The 18921-nt window shown below is 58.5% G+C and carries 20 protein-coding genes; 4 read left to right on the top strand and 16 right to left on the bottom strand.

All coding sequences use genetic code 11. The features are described from left to right. Positions 1–141 precede the first annotated feature (141 nt). A complete protein-coding gene (gene nlpD, locus GT756_RS14420) occupies positions 142–1221 on the bottom strand; it encodes a murein hydrolase activator NlpD (RefSeq protein ID WP_224052234.1) in 1080 nt (359 codons plus the stop codon). On the opposite strand from nlpD, the gene GT756_RS26230 reads away from it, so the two are divergent. After that, a complete protein-coding gene (locus GT756_RS26230) occupies positions 1163–1294 on the top strand; it encodes a peptidase (RefSeq protein WP_224052236.1) in 132 nt (43 codons plus the stop codon). The genes nlpD and GT756_RS26230 overlap by 59 nt on opposite strands. A 103-nt stretch (positions 1295–1397) precedes the next feature. On the opposite strand, the gene GT756_RS14415 is transcribed toward GT756_RS26230, so the two are convergent. From GT756_RS14415 to cysG, 11 genes are all read right to left on the bottom strand, one after another. Further along, complete coding sequence (locus GT756_RS14415; RefSeq protein WP_004205602.1) at positions 1398–2024, bottom strand: protein-L-isoaspartate(D-aspartate) O-methyltransferase; 627 nt, start codon at positions 2022–2024, stop codon at positions 1398–1400. Next, positions 2018–2779 (bottom strand): 5'/3'-nucleotidase SurE, encoded by a 762-nt coding sequence (surE, locus tag GT756_RS14410; protein WP_004205600.1) that lies wholly within the window; start codon positions 2777–2779, stop codon positions 2018–2020. The genes GT756_RS14415 and surE overlap by 7 nt, the downstream gene beginning before the upstream one ends. Beyond that, positions 2760–3809, bottom strand: coding sequence for a tRNA pseudouridine(13) synthase TruD (truD, locus tag GT756_RS14405; RefSeq protein WP_004205599.1), 1050 nt, complete (start codon positions 3807–3809; stop codon positions 2760–2762). Before truD ends, surE begins: the two co-directional genes overlap by 20 nt. Next, positions 3806–4285 carry a 2-C-methyl-D-erythritol 2,4-cyclodiphosphate synthase gene (gene ispF / locus GT756_RS14400; RefSeq protein ID WP_004181093.1) on the bottom strand — a complete coding sequence of 160 codons (480 nt, stop codon included), beginning with the start codon at positions 4283–4285 and terminating at the stop codon, positions 3806–3808. The genes truD and ispF overlap by 4 nt, the downstream gene beginning before the upstream one ends. Continuing rightward, the gene (gene ispD / locus GT756_RS14395; RefSeq protein ID WP_017899180.1) at positions 4285–4995 is read right to left on the bottom strand and encodes a 2-C-methyl-D-erythritol 4-phosphate cytidylyltransferase; all 711 of its coding nucleotides are present in this window, start codon (positions 4993–4995) and stop codon (positions 4285–4287) included. Before ispD ends, ispF begins: the two co-directional genes overlap by 1 nt. 19 nt (positions 4996–5014) lie before the next feature. Next, positions 5015–5332 carry a cell division protein FtsB gene (gene ftsB, locus GT756_RS14390; RefSeq protein ID WP_002915156.1) on the bottom strand — a complete coding sequence of 106 codons (318 nt, stop codon included), beginning with the start codon at positions 5330–5332 and terminating at the stop codon, positions 5015–5017. A 140-nt stretch (positions 5333–5472) separates the two neighbouring features. After that, positions 5473–5799: a DUF3561 family protein gene (locus GT756_RS14385; RefSeq protein WP_004205590.1), complete on the bottom strand. Its 327-nt coding sequence runs from the start codon at positions 5797–5799 to the stop codon at positions 5473–5475. Between the two features lie 50 nt (positions 5800–5849). Continuing rightward, a complete protein-coding gene (gene cysC, locus GT756_RS14380; RefSeq protein WP_002915158.1) occupies positions 5850–6455 on the bottom strand; it encodes an adenylyl-sulfate kinase in 606 nt (201 codons plus the stop codon). After that, positions 6455–7882 (bottom strand): sulfate adenylyltransferase subunit CysN, encoded by a 1428-nt coding sequence (cysN, locus tag GT756_RS14375; protein WP_049004708.1) that lies wholly within the window; start codon positions 7880–7882, stop codon positions 6455–6457. Before cysN ends, cysC begins: the two co-directional genes overlap by 1 nt. 9 nt (positions 7883–7891) lie before the next feature. After that, complete coding sequence (gene cysD / locus GT756_RS14370; protein WP_002915160.1) at positions 7892–8800, bottom strand: sulfate adenylyltransferase subunit CysD; 909 nt, start codon at positions 8798–8800, stop codon at positions 7892–7894. Positions 8801–8809: 9 nt separating this feature from the next. Then, positions 8810–10216, bottom strand: coding sequence for a siroheme synthase CysG (gene cysG, locus GT756_RS14365; protein ID WP_072096587.1), 1407 nt, complete (start codon positions 10214–10216; stop codon positions 8810–8812). Between the two features lie 246 nt (positions 10217–10462). Here cysG and GT756_RS14360 point away from each other — a divergent pair, with 246 nt between their 5' ends. After that, complete coding sequence (locus tag GT756_RS14360) at positions 10463–11509, top strand: aminopeptidase (protein ID WP_017899183.1); 1047 nt, start codon at positions 10463–10465, stop codon at positions 11507–11509. Between the two features lie 67 nt (positions 11510–11576). Here GT756_RS14360 and cysH read toward each other — a convergent pair whose 3' ends face one another. The 3 genes from cysH to cysJ all read right to left on the bottom strand — a co-directional run bounded on the left by cysH (position 11577) and on the right by cysJ (position 15921). Beyond that, complete coding sequence (gene cysH / locus GT756_RS14355; protein WP_004205586.1) at positions 11577–12311, bottom strand: phosphoadenosine phosphosulfate reductase; 735 nt, start codon at positions 12309–12311, stop codon at positions 11577–11579. A gap of 98 nt (positions 12312–12409) precedes the next feature. After that, positions 12410–14122 carry an assimilatory sulfite reductase (NADPH) hemoprotein subunit gene (gene cysI / locus GT756_RS14350; protein ID WP_004205585.1) on the bottom strand — a complete coding sequence of 571 codons (1713 nt, stop codon included), beginning with the start codon at positions 14120–14122 and terminating at the stop codon, positions 12410–12412. Then, the gene (cysJ, locus tag GT756_RS14345; protein ID WP_004205584.1) at positions 14122–15921 is read right to left on the bottom strand and encodes an NADPH-dependent assimilatory sulfite reductase flavoprotein subunit; all 1800 of its coding nucleotides are present in this window, start codon (positions 15919–15921) and stop codon (positions 14122–14124) included. Before cysJ ends, cysI begins: the two co-directional genes overlap by 1 nt. 316 nt (positions 15922–16237) lie before the next feature. Here cysJ and queD point away from each other — a divergent pair, with 316 nt between their 5' ends. After that, positions 16238–16603: a 6-carboxytetrahydropterin synthase QueD gene (gene queD, locus GT756_RS14340; RefSeq protein WP_004174641.1), complete on the top strand. Its 366-nt coding sequence runs from the start codon at positions 16238–16240 to the stop codon at positions 16601–16603. A 40-nt stretch (positions 16604–16643) separates the two neighbouring features. Here the strand turns inward: queD and queE are convergent, their stop codons facing one another. Continuing rightward, on the bottom strand, positions 16644–17315 hold the full coding sequence (queE, locus tag GT756_RS14335; protein ID WP_049004707.1) for a 7-carboxy-7-deazaguanine synthase QueE: 672 nt from the start codon (positions 17313–17315) through the stop codon (positions 16644–16646). A gap of 478 nt (positions 17316–17793) precedes the next feature. Here queE and GT756_RS14330 point away from each other — a divergent pair, with 478 nt between their 5' ends. Further along, a complete protein-coding gene (locus tag GT756_RS14330; protein WP_004205581.1) occupies positions 17794–18903 on the top strand; it encodes an SDR family oxidoreductase in 1110 nt (369 codons plus the stop codon). The last annotated feature ends 18 nt before the right edge of the window (positions 18904–18921 follow it).

Raw genomic sequence — 18921 nt, 5'->3', positions numbered from 1 at the left:
GTGATCCCTGAGCAAAGCACCTTCCACGGCGCATCAACAAAAGACGCCAGGACGATTTCCCCTACTCCTCTCTGCGAGAGGCGCATAGACACCGCCCTGGCGCCTGTTAGCTAATGCTTCGCTTATCCGTACTTTGCCAAATTATCGCTGCGGTAAGTACTGCAGCGGGTTGACGGATTTCCCCTTGTAACGAATTTCAAAATGTAATCTTGTTGAGCTGGTTCCGGTGCTACCCATGGTAGCGATTTTCTGCCCCGCTTTGACTTCCTGTTGCTCCCGAACCAGCATGGTATCGTTATGAGCGTAGGCACTCAGGTAATCATCGTTGTGTTTGATGATAATAAGATTACCGTAGCCGCGCAGTGCGTTACCGGCATAGACGACGCGCCCATCGGCGGTCGCGACAATAGCCTGTCCCTTACTGCCTGCAATGTCGATACCTTTATTGCCGCCTTCCGCGCCACTAAAGTTCTCGATAACTTTGCCATCAGTCGGCCAGCGCCATGATGAGATCGGCGAACTGGTTGACGTACTGCTTGCAGTCGGCTGGGTTGTGCTCACCGTTGTTGGTGCCGTCACCGGCGCGACGACCGTCGAGGTCGTGGTCGCTGGTTTATTATTAGGCAACATCTTGGTAGCACTTTGTTCACCTGAGGATTCAGAATACGTAATAGTCGGTTGTGAAGCAACCACCGCGGTCGATTTTTGTGCAGAAGTTGTGGTGGCCGTCGCACCGCCGCTCGCCCTTGCGCTGGCCTGAGAAACGGCATTTTCACCGGTGATCGGCTGGCCTGAAGCGTTGCCGACCTGCAGCACCTGGCCGACGTTCAGGGCGTACGGGGCCGGGACATTGTTGCGTTGCGCCAGGTCACGGAAATCGTTGCCGGTGACCCAGGCGATATAGAACAGCGTGTCGCCGCGTTTGACCGTATAGGTACTGCCGCCGGTATAGCTACCTTTCGGAATATCGCCATATTTGCGGTTATAAACGATCTTGCCATTCACCGTCTGCACCGGCTCCTGCGCCATTGGCTGCGGCTGAATGGTCTGGGTCTGTACCGGCTGGATCGGCTGCGCCTGAGGAGCAGACTTGACGCCGGAGGATGGCGGCGTAATCAACATGCCGGAGTTGGTGCTGGAAGAGGCGGCACCGCCGGCAGAGCTGACCGGCGCAGGCGGATTATTGGTGTTGGTACATCCGGCCAGCCAGAGTGAAACCAGTGAAAGAGCCGCAATACGGCTGACGGTAAATTTGGTGCTTCCCGCGCTCATTTATCCCCCAGGAATATGTTAACTGCCAATATCTTGCTTACCGGGCGACGCCCGGCCAGGACACTGAAAAATGTGTCCACCCTACGCCTAAAGTCAGGCAAAAAAAACCTGGAATAATCCGGGTCTCAGGCCAGCTCCCCTTTCACCAGGGGAACAAAGCGAACGGCCTCGACGGTATCAATGATAAATTCGTTGCCCCGGCGACGGATCCGTTTGAGAAACTGATGCTCCTCGCCAACCGGCAGTACCAGCACGCCGTCGTCATCCAGCTGCGCCAGCAGCGCGGTCGGTATTTCCGGCGGCGCCGCCGTCACAATAATGGCATCAAACGGCGCCCGCGCCTGCCAACCTTGCCACCCATCGCCATGACGGGTTGAAACATTATGTAAATCAAGTTGTTTCAGGCGACGACGCGCCTGCCACTGTAAACTCTTAATTCGCTCTACCGAGCAAACGTGATGCACCAGATGCGCCAGGATGGCCGTCTGGTAACCGGAACCGGTGCCGATCTCCAGCACCCGCGACTCCGGCGTCAACGTCAGCAGCTCGGTCATCCGCGCCACCATGTACGGCTGGGAGATGGTTTGCCCCTGGCCAATCGGCAGCGCGGTGTTTTCCCACGCTTTATGTTCAAAGGCTTCATCAACAAACTTTTCGCGCGGGACGCGCGCGATCGCCTCGAGGACACGTTCATCGACGATGCCCTGCGTGCGCAGTTGATTCAACAAACTTTCAACACGTTTACTTACCATTGCCTGTCAACCCCGACACGTTCCAGCCAATCGGTGACCACCTCATGCGCCTGATGGGCGGTTAAATCGACGTGCAATGGCGTAACGGAAACATAGCCTTCATCCACTGCCGCAAAATCGGTGCCCGGCCCGGCGTCGCGCTTATCGCCCGGGGGGCCTATCCAGTACAGGGTATTGCCGCGCGGATCCTTTTGCGGAATCACCTGGTCGGCAGGATGGCGGTTGCCGCAGCGGGTCACGCGGATGCCTTTGATCTGATCAAGGGGCAGGTCCGGGACATTGACGTTGAGGATCCGCCCGGTGCGCAGCGGTTCACGGCTGAGTCCGCGCAGGAGAGTACAGGTCACCGCCGCGGCGGTGTCGTAGTGTTGATAGCCATTGAGCGACACGGCCAGCGCGGGGAACCCCAGATGGCGGCCTTCCATCGCCGCCGCCACGGTGCCGGAGTAAATGACGTCATCGCCCAGGTTGGGTCCGGCGTTGATGCCGGAAACGACGATGTCCGGGCGCGGGCGCATCAGCGCGTTCACGCCAAGATAGACGCAGTCCGTCGGCGTCCCCATCTGGACGGCGATATCGCCATTTTCATAGGTAAAGGTGCGCAATGACGATTCCAGCGTCAGCGAATTCGAAGCCCCGCTGCGGTTACGATCGGGTGCAACCACCTGGACCTCGGCAAACTCCCTTAAGGCCTTCGCCAGGGTCTGTATCCCCGGCGCATGGATCCCGTCATCGTTACTCAGCAATATTCGCATAGTCACCCGTTGTATTGATAAGCTCCCTGACCACGCTGGTGGCGAAGCTGCCCGCCGGCAGCCAGAAACGCAGTTCAACGGTTACATCATCCCACCAGTTCCAGCTCAACTGCTGCGGATAGAGGAGCATCGCCCGGCGCGCCGCCTCGACTTTCTCCCGCACCAACAGTGTCTGCAGCGAGGTTTCCTCGGCGATGGCGGCCTGCTCGGCGGCCAGGGCGTCGCGCTGGCTTCCCCAGTCGCCGCTGCCCGGTAGCGCAGCCGTGATCATCAGTTCGCGGTTGTGCACCCGCGCCTGCGAAACCTCGAGTTCTTCCGGTGTGACGACAAACCAGCTCCCACGCCCCGCTAATTGTAGCGCATCGCCATCAACAACCTGATTAAATTCCGTTTTTTTTAATCTAATACTGACTTGCTGATTAAACAACGCACTGCGGGCCGCCGACAACCAAAAACTGCGCTTATTGCGATCGCGCACCGGCGCGCCGCTCTCCGCCCAGCGCAGCGCGCCCTGCAGGTTACTGCCGCCAATGCCGAAGCGCTGAGCGCCGAAATAGTTTGGCACGCCCCGTTCAGCGATGGCCTGCAGACGCGTCTCCACCTCCTGGCGATCGCTAATCTCGCGCAGGATCAGGGTAAACTGGTTGCCCTTCAGCGCGCCTAATCGCAGCTTACGCTTATGGCGGGCATATTCCAGTACCTGGCAGCCCTCAAGCTGAAATTTACTCAGATCCGGCATCTCTTTGCCGGGCACCCGAGCGCACAGCCACTGCTCGGTGACGGCGTGCTTATCTTTTTGCCCGGCGAAGCTCACTTCACGGGCATGGATTTTGAGGAATTTCGCCAGCGCGTCGGCGACAAAGCGCGTATTGCAGCCGTTTTTAAGGATCCGCACCAGCACGTGCTCGCCTTCGCCGTCCGGGGCAAAGCCCAGGTCTTCCACTACCAGAAAATCTTCCGGATTGGCTTTCAGCAGCCCGCTGCTCTGCGGCTTGCCGTGCAGCCAGGTCAGTTGGTCAAAGGCGATCATTTGTCGGCCTTACGCAGCAGCGCGACCGCTTCGCAGGCGATCCCTTCCCCGCGGCCGGTGAAGCCCAGCTTCTCGGTGGTGGTCGCTTTCACGTTGACGTCGTCCATATGGCAGCCGAGATCTTCAGCGATAAAGACACGCATTTGCGGGATATGCGGCAGCATTTTCGGTGCCTGGGCGATAATGGTGACGTCGACGTTGCCGAGCGTATAGCCTTTGGCCTGAATGCGGCGCCACGCTTCGCGCAGCAGTTCGCGGCTGTCGGCGCCTTTAAACGCCGGATCGGTATCCGGGAACAGCTTGCCAATATCGCCGAGCGCCGCAGCGCCCAGCAGCGCGTCGGTCAGCGCATGCAGCGCGACGTCGCCGTCGGAGTGGGCCAGCAGCCCTTTTTCATAAGGAATGCGTACCCCGCCAATGATGATTGGGCCTTCACCGCCAAAAGCGTGTACGTCAAAACCATGTCCAATTCGCATTAAGCTTTCTCCTGGTGTCGGGAACGGGTGAGGTAAAATTCCGCCAGCGCCAGATCTTCCGGGCGCGTCACTTTAATATTATCAGCGCGTCCGGCGACCAGCTGCGGATGGAAGCCGCAATACTCCAGCGCCGAGGCTTCATCGGTGATGGTGGCCCCCTCGTTCAGCGCCCGGGTGAGGCAATCCACCAGCAGCTCGCGAGGGAAAAATTGCGGGGTGAGCGCGTGCCACAGGTCATTACGATCGACGGTATGGGCGACGGCGGTTTTGCCCGGCTCGGCGCGCTTCATGGTGTCGCGCACCGGGGCCGCGAGGATCCCGCCGACGCGGCTGGTTTCACAGAGTGCCAGCAGGCGGCTGAGGTCATCCTGATGCAGGCAGGGGCGCGCGGCGTCATGCACCAGCACCCACTGCGCTTCCGGTAACGCCTGCAGGCCGGCGAGTACCGAATCGGCGCGCTCGGCGCCGCCATCCACGACGGTAATTTGCGGGTGCTGGGCCAGCGGCAGCTGGCTGAAGCGCCGATCGCCGGGGCTGACGGCAATCACCACGCGCTGGACGCGCGGATCCGCCAGCAGCGCGGCGACCGCGTGTTCGAGAATCGTTTTGTTACCGATTGAGAGATATTGTTTCGGGCATTCCGTTTGCATGCGGCGGCCAAAACCGGCTGCCGGCACCACGGCGCAAATGCCCGGAAAAGTGGCTGCCATGTCGTAATCCTGGGCCTGGTTATCGATTGTTCTGCTGTTGCCCCGATGCCTGGTTGCGTTTAGACGCATCCGGTACCAGACGATAGAAGGTTTCGCCCGGGCGGGTCATGCTGAGTTCATTGCGCGCACGCTCCTCGATCGCTTCCTGACCGCCGTTGAGGTCGTCAATTTCGGCAAACAGCTGATCGTTGCGTGCTTTTAATTTGGCGTTAGTCGCCTGCTGGGCGGTGACGTCGTCGTTAACCCGCGTGTAGTCATGCAGGCCGTTTTTACCGAACCACAGCGAATACTGTAGCCAGACCAGCAAAGCTAATAATAGCAGCGTTAGTTTACCCATCCTGCCCCCTGAAAAACGGCATCATCATCCCAAAACTCGCCCGGGTACGCTACCGGGGCGCGCGGACGATGCCGCGTAACGCGGGGACTGTACCATATTTTTGCCGCTGATACCCATGCTTGATTCATACCAGAAACGGGTTATCCCAACAGCCAGAGGAAGAGTAGCGCAAACATCAGCCCGACGGTCAGGATGGTCGCGCTGGCGCTATAGAGCAGTTTGCCATTGAGCAGAGAGTGCAGCGCAATACCGACTACCACCGCCACTGGCATCAACGCAAGGAAGAATGGCCAGGTGTAGAGGAGGAAGAAAAGTGTATTACTGCCATAGAGAAGGAAGGGAATACCCAGCGCCAGCAGCCATGAAATAAAGCCCACGGCAGCGCCCGACAAAGACCAGGTGGTCTCGTCGCCGGTCGCCGGAGGCGGTTCTGAACGAATAATACTGAGGTTCTGGGTATTGCGCATATCGAATCCTGTAGACCGGGCAACCGGCACCCCTCGATGCCGCTGCCGTTTCAGGATCTGATAATATCGCTCTGTTGCAGCAGGTCTAATAGTTGGTGCACCAAATTTGTTACCAATTGTTCACCATCCAGATGAATTTCCGCCTTTTCCGGTGCCTCATAGACCGAGTCTATGCCGGTAAAATTGCGTAATTCCCCTGCCCGCGCCTTCTTATACAATCCTTTCGGATCCCGCGCCTCGCAAATGGCCAGCGGGGTATCGACGAACACTTCGATAAAGCGTCCCTCCCCCAGGCGCTCGCGCACCATCTGTCGCTCCGCGCGGTGCGGAGATATAAATGCCGTCAATACAACCAGCCCGGCATCGACCATCAGCCTGGCCACTTCACCGACGCGGCGAATGTTCTCTTTGCGATCCTCATCGCTGAATCCCAGGTCGCTGCACAGGCCATGACGCACGTTATCGCCGTCCAGCAGATAGGTGCTGACGCCGCGCTCATGCAAGGCTTCCTCCAGCGCCCCGGCGACGGTGGATTTACCCGACCCCGAAAGGCCGGTAAACCACAGCACCACGCCGCGATGGCCGTGATGCTGTTCCCGCTGCTGCTGGGTCACAGGGTGGGCATGCCAGACGACGTTTTCGTCATGCTGGGCCATTATTTGCCTCCCAGCAGGTCGCGGGCATCCCAGTGCGGGAAGTGTTTGCGGATCAGCTGGTTCAGTTCCAGCTCGAAAGCGCTGTACTGCGATGCCGACGTCAACGCCTGCAGGTGCGGCTCGTTGACCATCCCGGCACCGACGGTGACGTTGGTCAGACGATCGATAAAGATAAGCCCGCCGGTCACCGGGTTTTGCTGATACGGATCCAGCACTAAAGGTTCGTCAAAGGTCAGCTCCACCAGCCCGATGCCGTTCAGCGGCAGAGACTCGACTTCACGCTGGGTCAGGTTGTTAATATCCACCTGGTAACGGATAGCGTCCACGCGGGCGCGGGTCTTCTTACCGGCGATTTTGATGTCGTAGCTCTGCCCCGGGGTCAACGTCTGCTCGGCCATCCACACCACGTCGATGCTGGCGCTTTGCACCGCCGGCAGCGTGGCTTGCGCGTCAACCAGCAGGTCGCCGCGGCTGATGTCGATTTCATCTTTCAGCACAATGGTAATGGCTTCCCCGGCGGCGGCTTCCTGCAGATCGCCGTCGAAGGTGACGATCCGCGCTACGCTCGATTCGACGCCCGACGGCAGCACCTTCAGGCGCTGGCCGACCTGCACGGTGCCGGAGGCGACCGTACCGGAGAAGCCGCGGAAATCGAGGTTCGGACGGTTAACATACTGCACCGGGAAGCGCAGCGGCTGGCTCTCTACTACCCGTTGGATCTCCACGGTTTCGAGGACTTCCAGCAGGGTCGGGCCGCTGTACCACGGCATGTTCGCGCTCTGGCTGGCGACGTTATCGCCCTCCAGCGCCGACAGCGGTACAAAGCGGATATCGAGGTTGCCCGGCAGCTGCTCGGCAAAGGTCAGGTAAGCTTCACGGATCTCGTTGAAGCGCGCTTCGCTAAACTCGACGAGATCCATTTTGTTGACCGCCACCACCAGGTGTTTAATGCCCAGCAGGGTGGAGATAAAGCTGTGACGGCGGGTCTGATCCAGCACGCCTTTGCGCGCGTCGATCAGCAGGATCGCCAGATCGCAGGTGGACGCGCCGGTGGCCATATTGCGGGTGTACTGCTCGTGCCCCGGGGTGTCAGCGATGATAAATTTGCGCTTCTCGGTGGAGAAATAGCGATAGGCCACGTCGATGGTGATGCCCTGCTCACGCTCGGCCTGCAGGCCATCCACCAGCAGCGCCAGGTCCAGTTTTTCGCCCTGGGTGCCGTGGCGCTTGCTGTCGTTATGCAGCGAAGAGAGCTGATCTTCATAGATCTGGCGGGTATCGTGCAGCAGACGGCCAATCAGGGTGCTTTTACCGTCATCGACGCTGCCGCAGGTCAGAAAACGCAGCAGGCTCTTGTGCTGTTGCGCGTGCAGATAAGCTTCTACGCCGCCTTCATTAGCAATTTGTTGGGCAATGGTCGTGTTCATGGCGGCTCCTTAGAAATACCCCTGACGTTTCTTCAGCTCCATCGAGCCGGCCTGGTCGCGGTCAATGACGCGCCCCTGACGTTCGCTGGTGGTGGATACCAGCATCTCTTCAATAATTTCCGGCAGCGTTTGCGCTTCAGACTCCACTGCGCCGGTCAGCGGCCAGCAGCCGAGGGTACGGAAACGCACCATCCGCTTTTCAATCACTTCGCCCGGCTGCAGATCGATACGGTCGTCATCGATCATCATCAGCATGCCGTCGCGCTCCAGCACCGGGCGCTCAGCGGCCAGATACAGCGGCACGATTTCGATGTTTTCCAGATAGATGTACTGCCAGATATCCAGCTCGGTCCAGTTGGAGAGCGGGAAGACGCGGATGCTTTCGCCTTTGTTAATCTGGCCGTTGTAGTTGTGCCACAGCTCCGGACGCTGGTTTTTCGGGTCCCAGCGGTGGAAGCGGTCGCGGAAGGAGTAGATGCGCTCTTTGGCGCGGGATTTCTCTTCATCACGGCGCGCGCCGCCGAATGCGGCGTCAAAGCCGTATTTGTTCAGCGCCTGCTTCAGCCCTTCGGTTTTCATGATATCGGTATGCTTGGCGCTGCCGTGGACGAACGGGTTAATGCCCATCGCCACCCCTTCCGGGTTTTTATGCACCAGCAGCTCGCAGCCATAGGCTTTGGCGGTACGGTCGCGGAACTCATACATCTCACGGAATTTCCAGCCGGTATCGACGTGCAGCAGCGGGAACGGCAGGGTTCCCGGATAAAACGCTTTGCGCGCCAGATGCAGCATTACGCTGGAATCTTTCCCGATGGAGTACATCATCACCGGGTTAGAAAATTCGGCGGCCACCTCACGAATAATATGGATGCTTTCCGCCTCCAGTTGCCGCAGGTGAGTGAGTCGTTTTTGGTCCATAACCGTTCCTTAAGCCAGATTGACCACCGAAGAGTTAAACCCCTCGGCGGATGATGTATGTTGAAACCAGGCGAGCTGCTGATGCAGCTGCACCACTTCGCCGACCACCAGCAGGGCGGGCATCGGGGCGTCTTTCGCCAGGTGTTCGAGTTGTTGCAATGTGCCGGTTATCGTCTGCTGATCGTCGCGGGTACCACGGGATATCACCGCTACCGGCGTATTGCTGTCGCGACCGTGGGCAATCAGCTGGGCGCTGATTTCCGCCGCCTTCATGGTGCCCATGTAAATCGCCAGCGTCTGTTGGCTCTTCGCCAACAGCGCCCAGTCGAAGGGGGCGCTGTCCGGCTTATAGTGCCCGGTGACAAAGACGGCGCTTTGCGCATAATCGCGATGGGTCAGAGGAATACCGGCGTAGGCCGTCGCGCCGGCGGCGGCAGTGACGCCTGGCACCACCTGGAACGGGATGCCCGCAGCGGCGGCGGCCTGCAGCTCTTCAGCGCCGCGGCCAAAAATAAACGGATCGCCGCCTTTCAGGCGCACGACGGTTTTCCCCGCCTTCGCCGCCTCCACCAGCAGCTGATTGGTTTCATGCTGCGGCACCGAGTGCTCGCCGGCGCGTTTGCCGACGCAAACCAGCTCGGCATCGCGGCGCACCAGCTCGAGAACCGGCTGGGTCACCAGATGATCGTGGAAAACCACGTCCGCCTGCTGGATCGCCTGCAAGCCACGCAGGGTCAGCAGCCCGGCATCGCCCGGTCCGGCCCCTACCAGAATAATTTCACCCGTTTCGCGTTCGGGCTTATCCAGCTCATCCTGCAGCGCCTTTTCCGCCTCCGCAGCGTTGCCCGCCACCATCAGGCTGGCGAAGCGACCGGTAAAGACCCGCTCCCAAAAGCGGCGACGCGCTTCGGTGGTCGTCAGACGGGTTTTCAGATGGTTGCGCCAGTAGCTCGCCGATTCCGCCAGACGCCCGAGGTTCGTCGGCAGTAGCGCTTCGATTTTTTCGCGCAGAATGCGCGACAGCACCGGCGCTTTCCCGCTGGAGGAGATCGCCACCAGCAGCGGCGAACGGTCGACGATAGAAGGGAAAACAAACGAGCACAGCGCCTGGTTATCCACTACGTTGACCAGTCGGTAGCGCGCGTTAGCCGCCGCAAACACCCGCTGGTTAAGCGCCTCGTCCTCCGTGGCGGCAATCACCAGAAAGACATCGTCCACCAGAGCGTCGCTAAATTCCGTCGCCCGCCAGCTAAGCGCCTGGCGCGCCGCCAGATCGGCCAGCGCCGGAGACAACGTCCCGGCGACCACCTGCACCTGCGCCTGGGCTCGCAGCAGGAACTTGATCTTGCGTTCGGCAATCTCACCGCCGCCGATCACCAGTACGGGCCTTTGTTTCAGTTCGGCAAAAAGGGGCAAGTAATCCACGGGGTAACAACTCTCTTACAATCAGCGATACTGCGACTATAGGGTGCGCCTTAGAGCAAATGAAATTACGAAATGGAATGAGTTGTGACGCAAAGGAATAACGCGATGGAAATCCAAATATCAAAAAGTGCTTAACACGCTATTTTTCCGCTATTTAAGAGCAATTGAAATTGTTTAACCGCGGTCACAGTTTCATACTGTACGCGTCAAATTGTCTCGTTCGTGTAAGGACCCCTTATGTTTTCCGCGTTGTGCCGCCGTCTGCTTCCGCTGGCGCTCGGCACCGGTTTTGTTTTCGCCGCCGCCCCCGCCTTCTGCGCGCTGGGCGACACCGCCAGTAGTCAGGCTCGCCATATCGCCACCGTCTTCCCGGGACGCATGACCGGAACGCCCCCGGAAATGCTCTCAGCTGACTATCTGCGCCAGCAGTTCGCCCGGATGGGCTATCAGAGCGACGTGCGGAGCTTCAATACCCGCTACATCTATACCGACAGCAACCAGCGTAAAAACTGGCATAACGCCACCGGCAGTACGGTGATCGCCGCCCATGAAGGCCAGTCTCGCCAGCAAATCATCATCATGGCCCACCTTGATACCTACGCGCCGCAGAGCGATAAAGACGTCGAAAACAACCTCGGCGGCCTGACGCTGCAGGGAATTGACGACAACGCGATGGGGCTCGGGGTGATGCTGGAGCTGGCGGAGCATTTAAAGAACGTCCCCACCCGCTATGGCATTCGCTTTATCGCCACCAGCGGCGAAGAGGAAGGTCGTCTCGGCGCGCAAAACCTGCTGCAGCGGATGAGCGAGGCGGAAAAGAAAAATACCCTGCTGGTGATCAATCTCGATAACCTGGTGGTGGGCGATAAGCTTTACTTCAACAGCGGCCGCCGCACGCCGGCCTCGGTACGCAAGCTGACCCGCGATCGCGCGTTGGCTATCGCCCGCAGCAAAGGCATTGCCGCCTACACCAATCCGGGACTCAATCCGGCTTACCCAAAAGGCACCAGCTGCTGTAATGACGCCAGCGTCTTCGACAACGCGGGGATCCCGGTGCTGTCGGTGGAAGCGACCAACTGGTCATTAGGCAAGAAAGATGGCTATCAGCAGCGGAGCAAATCGCGCAGCTTCCCGCAGGGCATCAGCTGGCATGATGTGCAGCTGGATAATCAGCAGTATATCGACCACGCGCTGCCGGGACGGATCGAGCATCGCGGGCGCGATGTCGTGAAAGTGATGCTGCCGCTGGTGAAAGAGCTGGCGAAGGTGGAGAAGAAAAGCTGACGGCTGCAAATGAACACGCGGCATCACCCGCGTGTTCTCTTGCACACCTTTCCCTCAGGAGGCGCTATTAACCCTCGTGCAATCCGCACTCGCGTTTAAGCCCGAAGAACCGGGTCTCTTCTTCTGCCATGCCCGGCTCCCATTTGCGGGTGGTGTGGGTATCGCCTACCGACAGATAGCCCTGATCCCACAGCGGATGGTATTTCAGCCCGTGCTTTTGCAGGTACTGATACACCGTCCGGTTATCCCAGTCGATAATCGGCAACACCTTGAACACCCCGCGCTGGACCGCCAGCACCGGAAGCGTAGCCCGGCTGCCCGACTGCTCGCGGCGCAGACCGGCAAACCACGTCTGCGCGTTGAGCTCTTTCAGCGCCCGGTTCATCGGTTCAACCTTGTTGATCTCATTGTATTTCTCAATGCCCTCAACGCCCTGCTCCCACAGCTTGCCGTAGCGCGCCTCCTGCCAGGCCGCGCTTTCAGCCGCGCGGTAGACCTTCAGGTTCAGCTTGAGTTTGTCCGTCAGCTCATCAATAAACTGGTAGGTTTCCGGGAACAGGTAACCGGTATCGGTAAGGATCACCGGAATGTCCGGGCGGATCTGGTTCACCAGGTGCAAACTCACCGCCGCCTGAATGCCAAAGCTTGACGACAGCACATAGTCTCCCGGCAGGTTTTCCAGCGCCCAGGCCACACGCCCTTCGGCGTCGAGCTTTTCCAGCTGGGCGTTGGTTTCCGCGAGTGCCAGAATGCGTTCCACTTTCGGCAATGCATTAAGCGCGTTTAGATCGAGTACGGACATAAGAACCTCGTTTGCCTGTTTTGCCGGGCGGCACTGCGTTTGCCCGGCCTACGGGTTTTACAGGCCCGGATCGCTACGCGCCACCGGGCACCAGGATGTTACTCCCAGAAATCGCGGGCTGGATCGAGCACCGGGCGAATGATGCCCGCACGCACCGTAAAGTCGCCGAAGCCTTCACCCGCTTCGCGCTCTTTCGCCCAGCGCCCTACCAGTTGGTCTAGCGAGTCGAGAATTTCCGACTCGGTAATGTTCTCCCGGTACATCCGCGGGATGCGGGTGCCGCTGCGGTTACCGCCGATGTGCAGGTTATAGCGACCTGGCGCTTTCCCCACCAGCCCCACTTCCGCCAGCATCGCGCGACCGCAGCCGTTCGGGCAGCCGGTGACGCGGGTGACGATATGCTCATCGCTCACGCCGTGCTTGCTCATCACCCCTTCCACCTTGTCGATAAACGACGGCAGGAAACGCTCGGCTTCCGCCATCGCCAGCGGGCAGGTCGGGAAGGAGACGCAGGCCATCGAGTTTTCGCGCTGCGGGGTGACGGCATTCATCAGGCCATGATCCCGCGCCAGCTTCTCGATCCGCGCCTTCTGATCTTCCGGTACGCTGGCGACGATCAGGTTCTGGTTGGCGGTGATGCGGAATTCACCTTGATGGATCTTAGCAATCTCCAGCAGACCGGTTTTCAGCGGGCGCCCCGGATAATCCAGAATGCGGCCGTTTTCAATAAACAGCGTCAGGTGCCATTTATCATCAATCCCCTTCACCCAGCCGATGCGGTCGCCGCGGCCGGTGAATTCGTACGGGCGGATCGGCTCAAACTTAATACCTGCCCGGCGCTCCACTTCCGCCTTGAAGGTTTCGACGCCAACGCGCTCAAGGGTGTACTTGGTTTTCGCATTCTTACGGTCGGTACGGTTACCCCAGTCGCGCTGGGTGGTCACGACCGCTTCCGCCACCGCCAGAGTATGCTCCAGCGGCAGATAACCGAATTCGCTCGCCGTGCGGGCGTAGGTTTTTTTGTTACCGTGTTCGATAGACAGACCGCCGCCCACCAACAGGTTAAAGCCCACCAGCTTGCCGTTTTCGGCGATCGCTACGAAGTTCATGTCGTTGGCGTGCAGATCGATATCGTTCTGCGGCGGGATCACCACCGTGGTTTTAAACTTACGCGGCAGATAGGTCTGACCGAGGATCGGCTCTTCGTCAGTGGTGGCGACCTTTTTCTGATCCAGCCAGATTTCGGCATAGGCGCGGGTGCGCGGCAGCAGATGCTCGGAGATCTTTTTCGCCCACTCGTAGGCCTCGGCGTGCAGCTGCGACTCGTACGGGTTGGAGGTGCACAGCACGTTACGGTTCATATCGTTGGCGGTGGCCAGCGCGTCCAGCCCCACCGAGTGCAGCATCTGATGCACCGGCTTGACGTTCTTTTTCAGAATGCCGTGGAACTGGAAAGTCTGCCGGTTGGTCAGGCGAATACTGCCGTAAATGGTGTTCTCGGCGGCAAACTTATCGATCGCCTTCCACTGGGTGGTGGTGATCACTCCGCCCGGCAGACGGCAGCGCAGGAGCATTGCATGGCGCGGCTCCAGCTTCTGAGCGGCGCGTTCCGCGCGGATATCGCGATCGTCCTGCTGGTACATACCGTGGAAACGGATCAGCAGGAAGTTATCGCCTTTAAAACCGCCGGTCAGACCGTCGTTTAAATCTTCCGCAATGGTGCCGCGCAGGTAGTTGCTCTCGAGCTTCATACGCTCGGCATCGGTCAGTTTACCTTCGACCACTAAAGGCCCCGGATGTTTTTCGCTCATTAGTAGACATCTCGCTGATAACGGCGCTCAACGCGCAGCTCACTTAAAAATTCGTCCGCCGCTTCGGCGTCCATCGCGCCGTATTCGGCAATCACTTCCAGTAAAGTCTGTTCCACGTCTTTCGCCATACGATTGGCGTCGCCGCAGACATAAATGTGGGCGCCATCATTGATCCAGCGCCACAGCTCGGCCCCCTGCTCACGCAGTTTGTCCTGCACATAGATTTTTTGTTGTTGATCGCGGGACCAGGCCAGATCGATACGGGTCAGCAGCCCCTCTTTTACATAGCTCTGCCACTCCACCTGATAGAGGAAATCTTCAGTGAAGTGCGGGTTGCCGAAGAACAGCCAGTTCTTACCTGGCGCCCCGTCCGCTGCGCGCTGCTGCATGAAGGCGCGGAACGGCGCAATACCGGTGCCCGGGCCAATCATGATCACCGGCGTCTCCGGGTTAGCCGGCAGACGGAAGTTGTCATTGTGCTCGATAAAGACGCGGACTTCGCCATCCTCTTCCACGCGGTCGGCGAGGAAGCTGGAGGCGCCGCCAGCCCGGGCGCGGCCTTCAATGTCATAGCGCACCACGCCCACGGTGACATGCACTTCGCTCTCCACTTCCGCCTGCGAGGAGGCAATGGAGTACAGACGCGGCGTCAGCGGGCGTAGCAGACCGATTAACGCCTCAGCGTCCAGCTGCGCCGGGGAGAAACGGACCATATCGACGATCGGCGTCGCGGCGGCATACTGCTGCAGCTGAGCTTTATCGCCCACCAGCGGCAGCAGCGATTCGCTGCGGGTCAGGGTGGCGTAGTTCTCAACGATAGCGGCGGTGTTGACCGTCAGCTCAAAATGCCACTGCAGGGCTTCCGCCAGCGGCAGGGTTTTGCCCTCGACGGTTACCGGCTCGTCGCCTTTCAGCCACAGCAGCTCCACCAGCTCTTTCACCAGCTGAGGATCGTTTTGATACCAGACGCCCAGCGCGTCGCCCGGCTGATAGCGCAGACCGGAATCACCGAGGTCAATTTCGATATGGCGTACATCTTTTTCTGAATCGCGGCCGGTGATTTTCTGGTTGACCGACAGGGTCGCCGTCAGCGGAGCCTCTTTGGTGTATGGGCTGGTATGTATGTCGTTCACTGCGCCGCTGGCGGCCAGCTGAGCGGGCGCGGCGACCGGCGCACGGGCCTTCAGCACCTCAACGACGCGCGCGCGCCATTCAGCGGCCGCAGCCTGATATTCAACGTCGGCGTCGACGCGATCGAGCAGGCGTTCCGCGCCAAGTTCGGCCAGCTTGCTGTCGAAATCTTTGCCGGACTGGCAGAAGAATTCATAAGAGGTATCGCCGAGGCCAAAGACGGCGAATGCGGTTCCGTCCAGCTTCGGCGCTTTTTTAGAGAACAGAAACTTATGCAATGCGACCGCTTCTTCCGGCGGCTCACCTTCCCCCTGGGTGGAGGTCACGACCACCAGCAGTTTTTCAGCAGCAATTTGTTTGAATTTATAATCACCTGCATTCACCAGCTTCACGTTCAGCTTCGCCGCCAGCAGATCGTCACGCAGCGCTTCGGCGACGCGGCGAGCGTTGCCGGTTTGCGAGGCGGAAATCAGCGTGATCGTCGGGACCTCGGCGGCCGGGGCGGGAGCGGCTGCCGCTGCGCCAGAGTGCTGATTCAGCACGCCCCAGAAATAGCCAGACACCCAGGCGAGCTGAGTGGGCGTGAAGTCAGTGGTGGCCGCCTGAAGGCGCGCCAGTTGCTCCGGGTTGAGCGGCAGCAAGTTGGAAGGTGGGGCCTGTGTCGTCATGCGTCGTTTGTTCCAGTAAGCAAAGCTGTTATTCGCACCCTGTCAGCGCGACAAAAACAGAAGAGAATAGAAGGTTAACGGCGGGCATAGTAACAATTAAAGAAGGGATGGAAATAATAAATAACCAAATGGACTAACCGGTTTTAGTTGTAGTTATTAACAACAAAATCGATTAAATAACCATCTGAAATATCGAAACTTTATGGACTTAACCCAGATAAATGTGTCGATTTTCTGTTCAGGGCCGTTTTAGTTAATGCGAAAAAATGTACTTTCCGGTACCCTACGGCGGTTTTTTTCGTCCTGTTGAGAGTCAATGATGTCCACCACGCTGTTTAAAGATTTCACCTTCGAAGCCGCCCACCACCTGCCGCACGTCCCGGAAGGACACAAATGCGGTCGCCTGCATGGCCACTCCTTTATGGTGCGTCTGGAGATAACCGGTGAAGTCGATCCCCATACCGGGTGGATCATGGATTTCGCCGAGCTGAAGGCCGCCTTCAAGCCGACCTACGATCGCCTGGACCACTATTATCTGAACGATATCCCCGGTCTGGAAAACCCTACCAGCGAAGTGCTGGCCAAATGGATCTGGGATGAGATGAAACCGCGGGTGCCGCTGCTGAGCGCCGTGATGGTGAAAGAGACCTGCACCGCCGGCTGCGTCTATCGCGGCGAGTAAGCGAAAAAAAGCCCGGTCAGTATGCTACCGGGCTTTTTTATCAGGCGATATTCAGATATTTATGCGTCTGCATGGACAGGCGCCAGTTACGGGCGATGCAGGTGTCGATACACAAGCGCGTCGCGTCTTCTTTCTGACTGATCGGCTGCAGGGCGATGATCCGCGGTTTGTCATCGCTCAGCGTTTCCAGCAGTTCGTCCAGCGCTTCGATGTCGCGGACGCGCCCTACCGGATGCTTGATCTCATCCGCCCGCTGCAGGGCCTGAGACAGCACGTCATACCCGCCGCGCATGTTGACCTTCGGGGAAACCGTCACCCAGGTGTTGTGGCTGCAAAGCACTTCATGGGTGCCGCTGGTTTCAATCTGACAGCTAAAGCCGTTTTGTTCCAGAAGCGAGGTTAACGGCGTTAAGTCGTGAATGCAGGGCTCACCGCCGGTAATGACCACGTGGCGGGCAGTCCACCCCTGACGACCGATAATCGCCAGCAGATCTTCACTGCTTGCCGGCCCCCACTTATCGCTCTCTTTGGTTTTCGCCAGGATACTGAACAACGACACTTCCCGATCGGTCAGTTTGTCCCAGGTATGCTTGGTGTCACACCACGCGCATCCTACCGGGCATCCCTGCAGACGAATAAAAATGGCAGGCACGCCGGTGAAGTAACCCTCGCCTTGCAGGGTCTGGAACATCTCGTTAATCGGGTACTGCATAGTCATCTCTGTTTAGGGTGATAAACGCTTATTATCGCAGATTTCACTGTCCAGGTCTTGTCCTGCGCTGCGATCGTTTTTCCCTCACGGGGTCGCTTTCTCACCCTGGACGTTATTCATTGTTAATTAAAAGTATGCATCTGTTTTCGTTTATTTCATTAGTGTGGTAAGGATTTAAATAAACAGCGGAGCGTACTGCAGCGAAGAAAGATGTAACAGAAGATGTTTTTCGTGTTATATACCAGAACATAAAAAACGTCAGCGGAAAAATAAAAAACATGTTTAAATACATGCATGTACAAATTGATACATGAAAGAGTGAATTATTTACCTGGTCTGAGAGTCGAATCCAATCCGCCGCCGAAAATAAGCTTAAGCCCCTCTTAATAAAGTCCTGCTGCCCGCCATTTTTTATTTAATCGTCGTTTACTTTGGCCCTCCTAGAATCCCGCAGACCAACCATAATGAGATAGCGTTTATGACCACATTATTCATTACCGGCGTCACCGGTTTTCTGGGCGGCGCGGCGTTAGAGAAAATACTCCATCAGGATAGCCAATTAGATCTGCTGCTACTGGTGCGTGCCAACAGCCCCGAAGCAGGCCTGGAACGGGTCAAGGAAAACATGCGTAAGTTCAACATCGCCGAGGAGAAACTGGCGATGCTGCGACCGCAGCAGATCCTGCTGGGCGATCTCGCCTCTCCGGAGCATTTTCTTAACGATCCGCGGCTTGAGCAAGTCACCCATGTTCTCAACTGCGCCGCTGTCGCCTCGTTTGGCAGCAACCCGCTCATCTGGAAGGTTAACGTTACGGGTACGCTGCGTCTGGCGCAACGGATGGCGCAGGTGGCGGGTCTGCAGCGTTTTCTCCACGTCGGCACCGCAATGTCCTGCTCACCGGAGCCGGATTCGCTGGTCGCCGAGAGCGCGGAGTTTCGGCAGCGCGCCGAGCATCTGGTGGAATATACCCACTCGAAATCGGCCATCGAGCAACTGATGCAGCAGCACTGCCCTACGCTACCGCTGGTCATTGCCCGCCCTTCTATTGTGGTGGGCCATACTCATCACGGCTGCCGGCCTTCCAGCAGTATTTTCTGGGTGTTCAGCATGGGGCTGATGCTGCAGAAATTTATGTGCGCGATGGAGGACCGGATCGATGTTATCCCGGTGGACTACTGCGCCGACGCCCTGCTGATGCTGCTTAACCAGCCGCTGGCCCATGGCGAGGTAGTGCATATCTCTGCCGGTGAGGAGAACAGCGTGAAGTTTGCCGACATCGACCGGGCGATGGCCCTGGCGCTGGAGCAGGCGCCGGTGGGAGATAAGTACGCCCAGGTGAGTTATGAAACGCTGGTCAAAATGCGTCGCGAACTGAAAGGAATTTTTGGGCCGTGCAATGAGCGACTGATGCTGAAAGCGATGCGCTTATATGGCGCGTTCGCCACGCTGAACGTGCGCTTTAGCAACGACAAGCTGCTGAGCATGGGGATGCCAAAACCGCCGCGCTTTACCGATTACATCGACCGCTGCGTGGAAACCACCCGCGGGCTTTCGATTCCTCAGCAAATGGCCGTCGACTTTAAATAATGGCCGCAGGTATAAAAA

The sequence above is a fragment of the Klebsiella sp. Q2 genome (genome assembly GCF_009900705.1).
Classification (GTDB): domain Bacteria; phylum Pseudomonadota; class Gammaproteobacteria; order Enterobacterales; family Enterobacteriaceae; genus Klebsiella; species Klebsiella quasipneumoniae.
Note: the sequence above shows the minus strand (reverse complement) of the source record. Positions and strands in the feature narration are given on the sequence as shown.

What these genes read in the sequence shown, in the direction of transcription:
- GT756_RS14415 (WP_004205602.1), bottom strand. Translation starts at nt 2,024, where the DNA reads ATGGTAAGTAAACGTGTTGAAAGTTTGTTGAATCAACTGCGCACGCAG.
- surE (WP_004205600.1), bottom strand. Translation starts at nt 2,779, where the DNA reads ATGCGAATATTGCTGAGTAACGATGACGGGATCCATGCGCCGGGGATA.
- truD (WP_004205599.1), bottom strand. Translation starts at nt 3,809, where the DNA reads ATGATCGCCTTTGACCAACTGACCTGGCTGCACGGCAAGCCGCAGAGC.
- ispF (WP_004181093.1), bottom strand. Translation starts at nt 4,285, where the DNA reads ATGCGAATTGGACATGGTTTTGACGTACACGCTTTTGGCGGTGAAGGC.
- ispD (WP_017899180.1), bottom strand. Translation starts at nt 4,995, where the DNA reads ATGGCAGCCACTTTTCCGGGCATTTGCGCCGTGGTGCCGGCAGCCGGT.
- ftsB (WP_002915156.1), bottom strand. Translation starts at nt 5,332, where the DNA reads ATGGGTAAACTAACGCTGCTATTATTAGCTTTGCTGGTCTGGCTACAG.
- GT756_RS14385 (WP_004205590.1), bottom strand. Translation starts at nt 5,799, where the DNA reads ATGCGCAATACCCAGAACCTCAGTATTATTCGTTCAGAACCGCCTCCG.
- cysC (WP_002915158.1), bottom strand. Translation starts at nt 6,455, where the DNA reads ATGGCCCAGCATGACGAAAACGTCGTCTGGCATGCCCACCCTGTGACC.
- cysN (WP_049004708.1), bottom strand. Translation starts at nt 7,882, where the DNA reads ATGAACACGACCATTGCCCAACAAATTGCTAATGAAGGCGGCGTAGAA.
- cysD (WP_002915160.1), bottom strand. Translation starts at nt 8,800, where the DNA reads ATGGACCAAAAACGACTCACTCACCTGCGGCAACTGGAGGCGGAAAGC.
- GT756_RS14360 (WP_017899183.1), top strand. Translation starts at nt 10,463, where the DNA reads ATGTTTTCCGCGTTGTGCCGCCGTCTGCTTCCGCTGGCGCTCGGCACC.
- cysH (WP_004205586.1), bottom strand. Translation starts at nt 12,311, where the DNA reads ATGTCCGTACTCGATCTAAACGCGCTTAATGCATTGCCGAAAGTGGAA.
- cysI (WP_004205585.1), bottom strand. Translation starts at nt 14,122, where the DNA reads ATGAGCGAAAAACATCCGGGGCCTTTAGTGGTCGAAGGTAAACTGACC.
- cysJ (WP_004205584.1), bottom strand. Translation starts at nt 15,921, where the DNA reads ATGACGACACAGGCCCCACCTTCCAACTTGCTGCCGCTCAACCCGGAG.
- queD (WP_004174641.1), top strand. Translation starts at nt 16,238, where the DNA reads ATGATGTCCACCACGCTGTTTAAAGATTTCACCTTCGAAGCCGCCCAC.
- queE (WP_049004707.1), bottom strand. Translation starts at nt 17,315, where the DNA reads ATGCAGTACCCGATTAACGAGATGTTCCAGACCCTGCAAGGCGAGGGT.
- GT756_RS14330 (WP_004205581.1), top strand. Translation starts at nt 17,794, where the DNA reads ATGACCACATTATTCATTACCGGCGTCACCGGTTTTCTGGGCGGCGCG.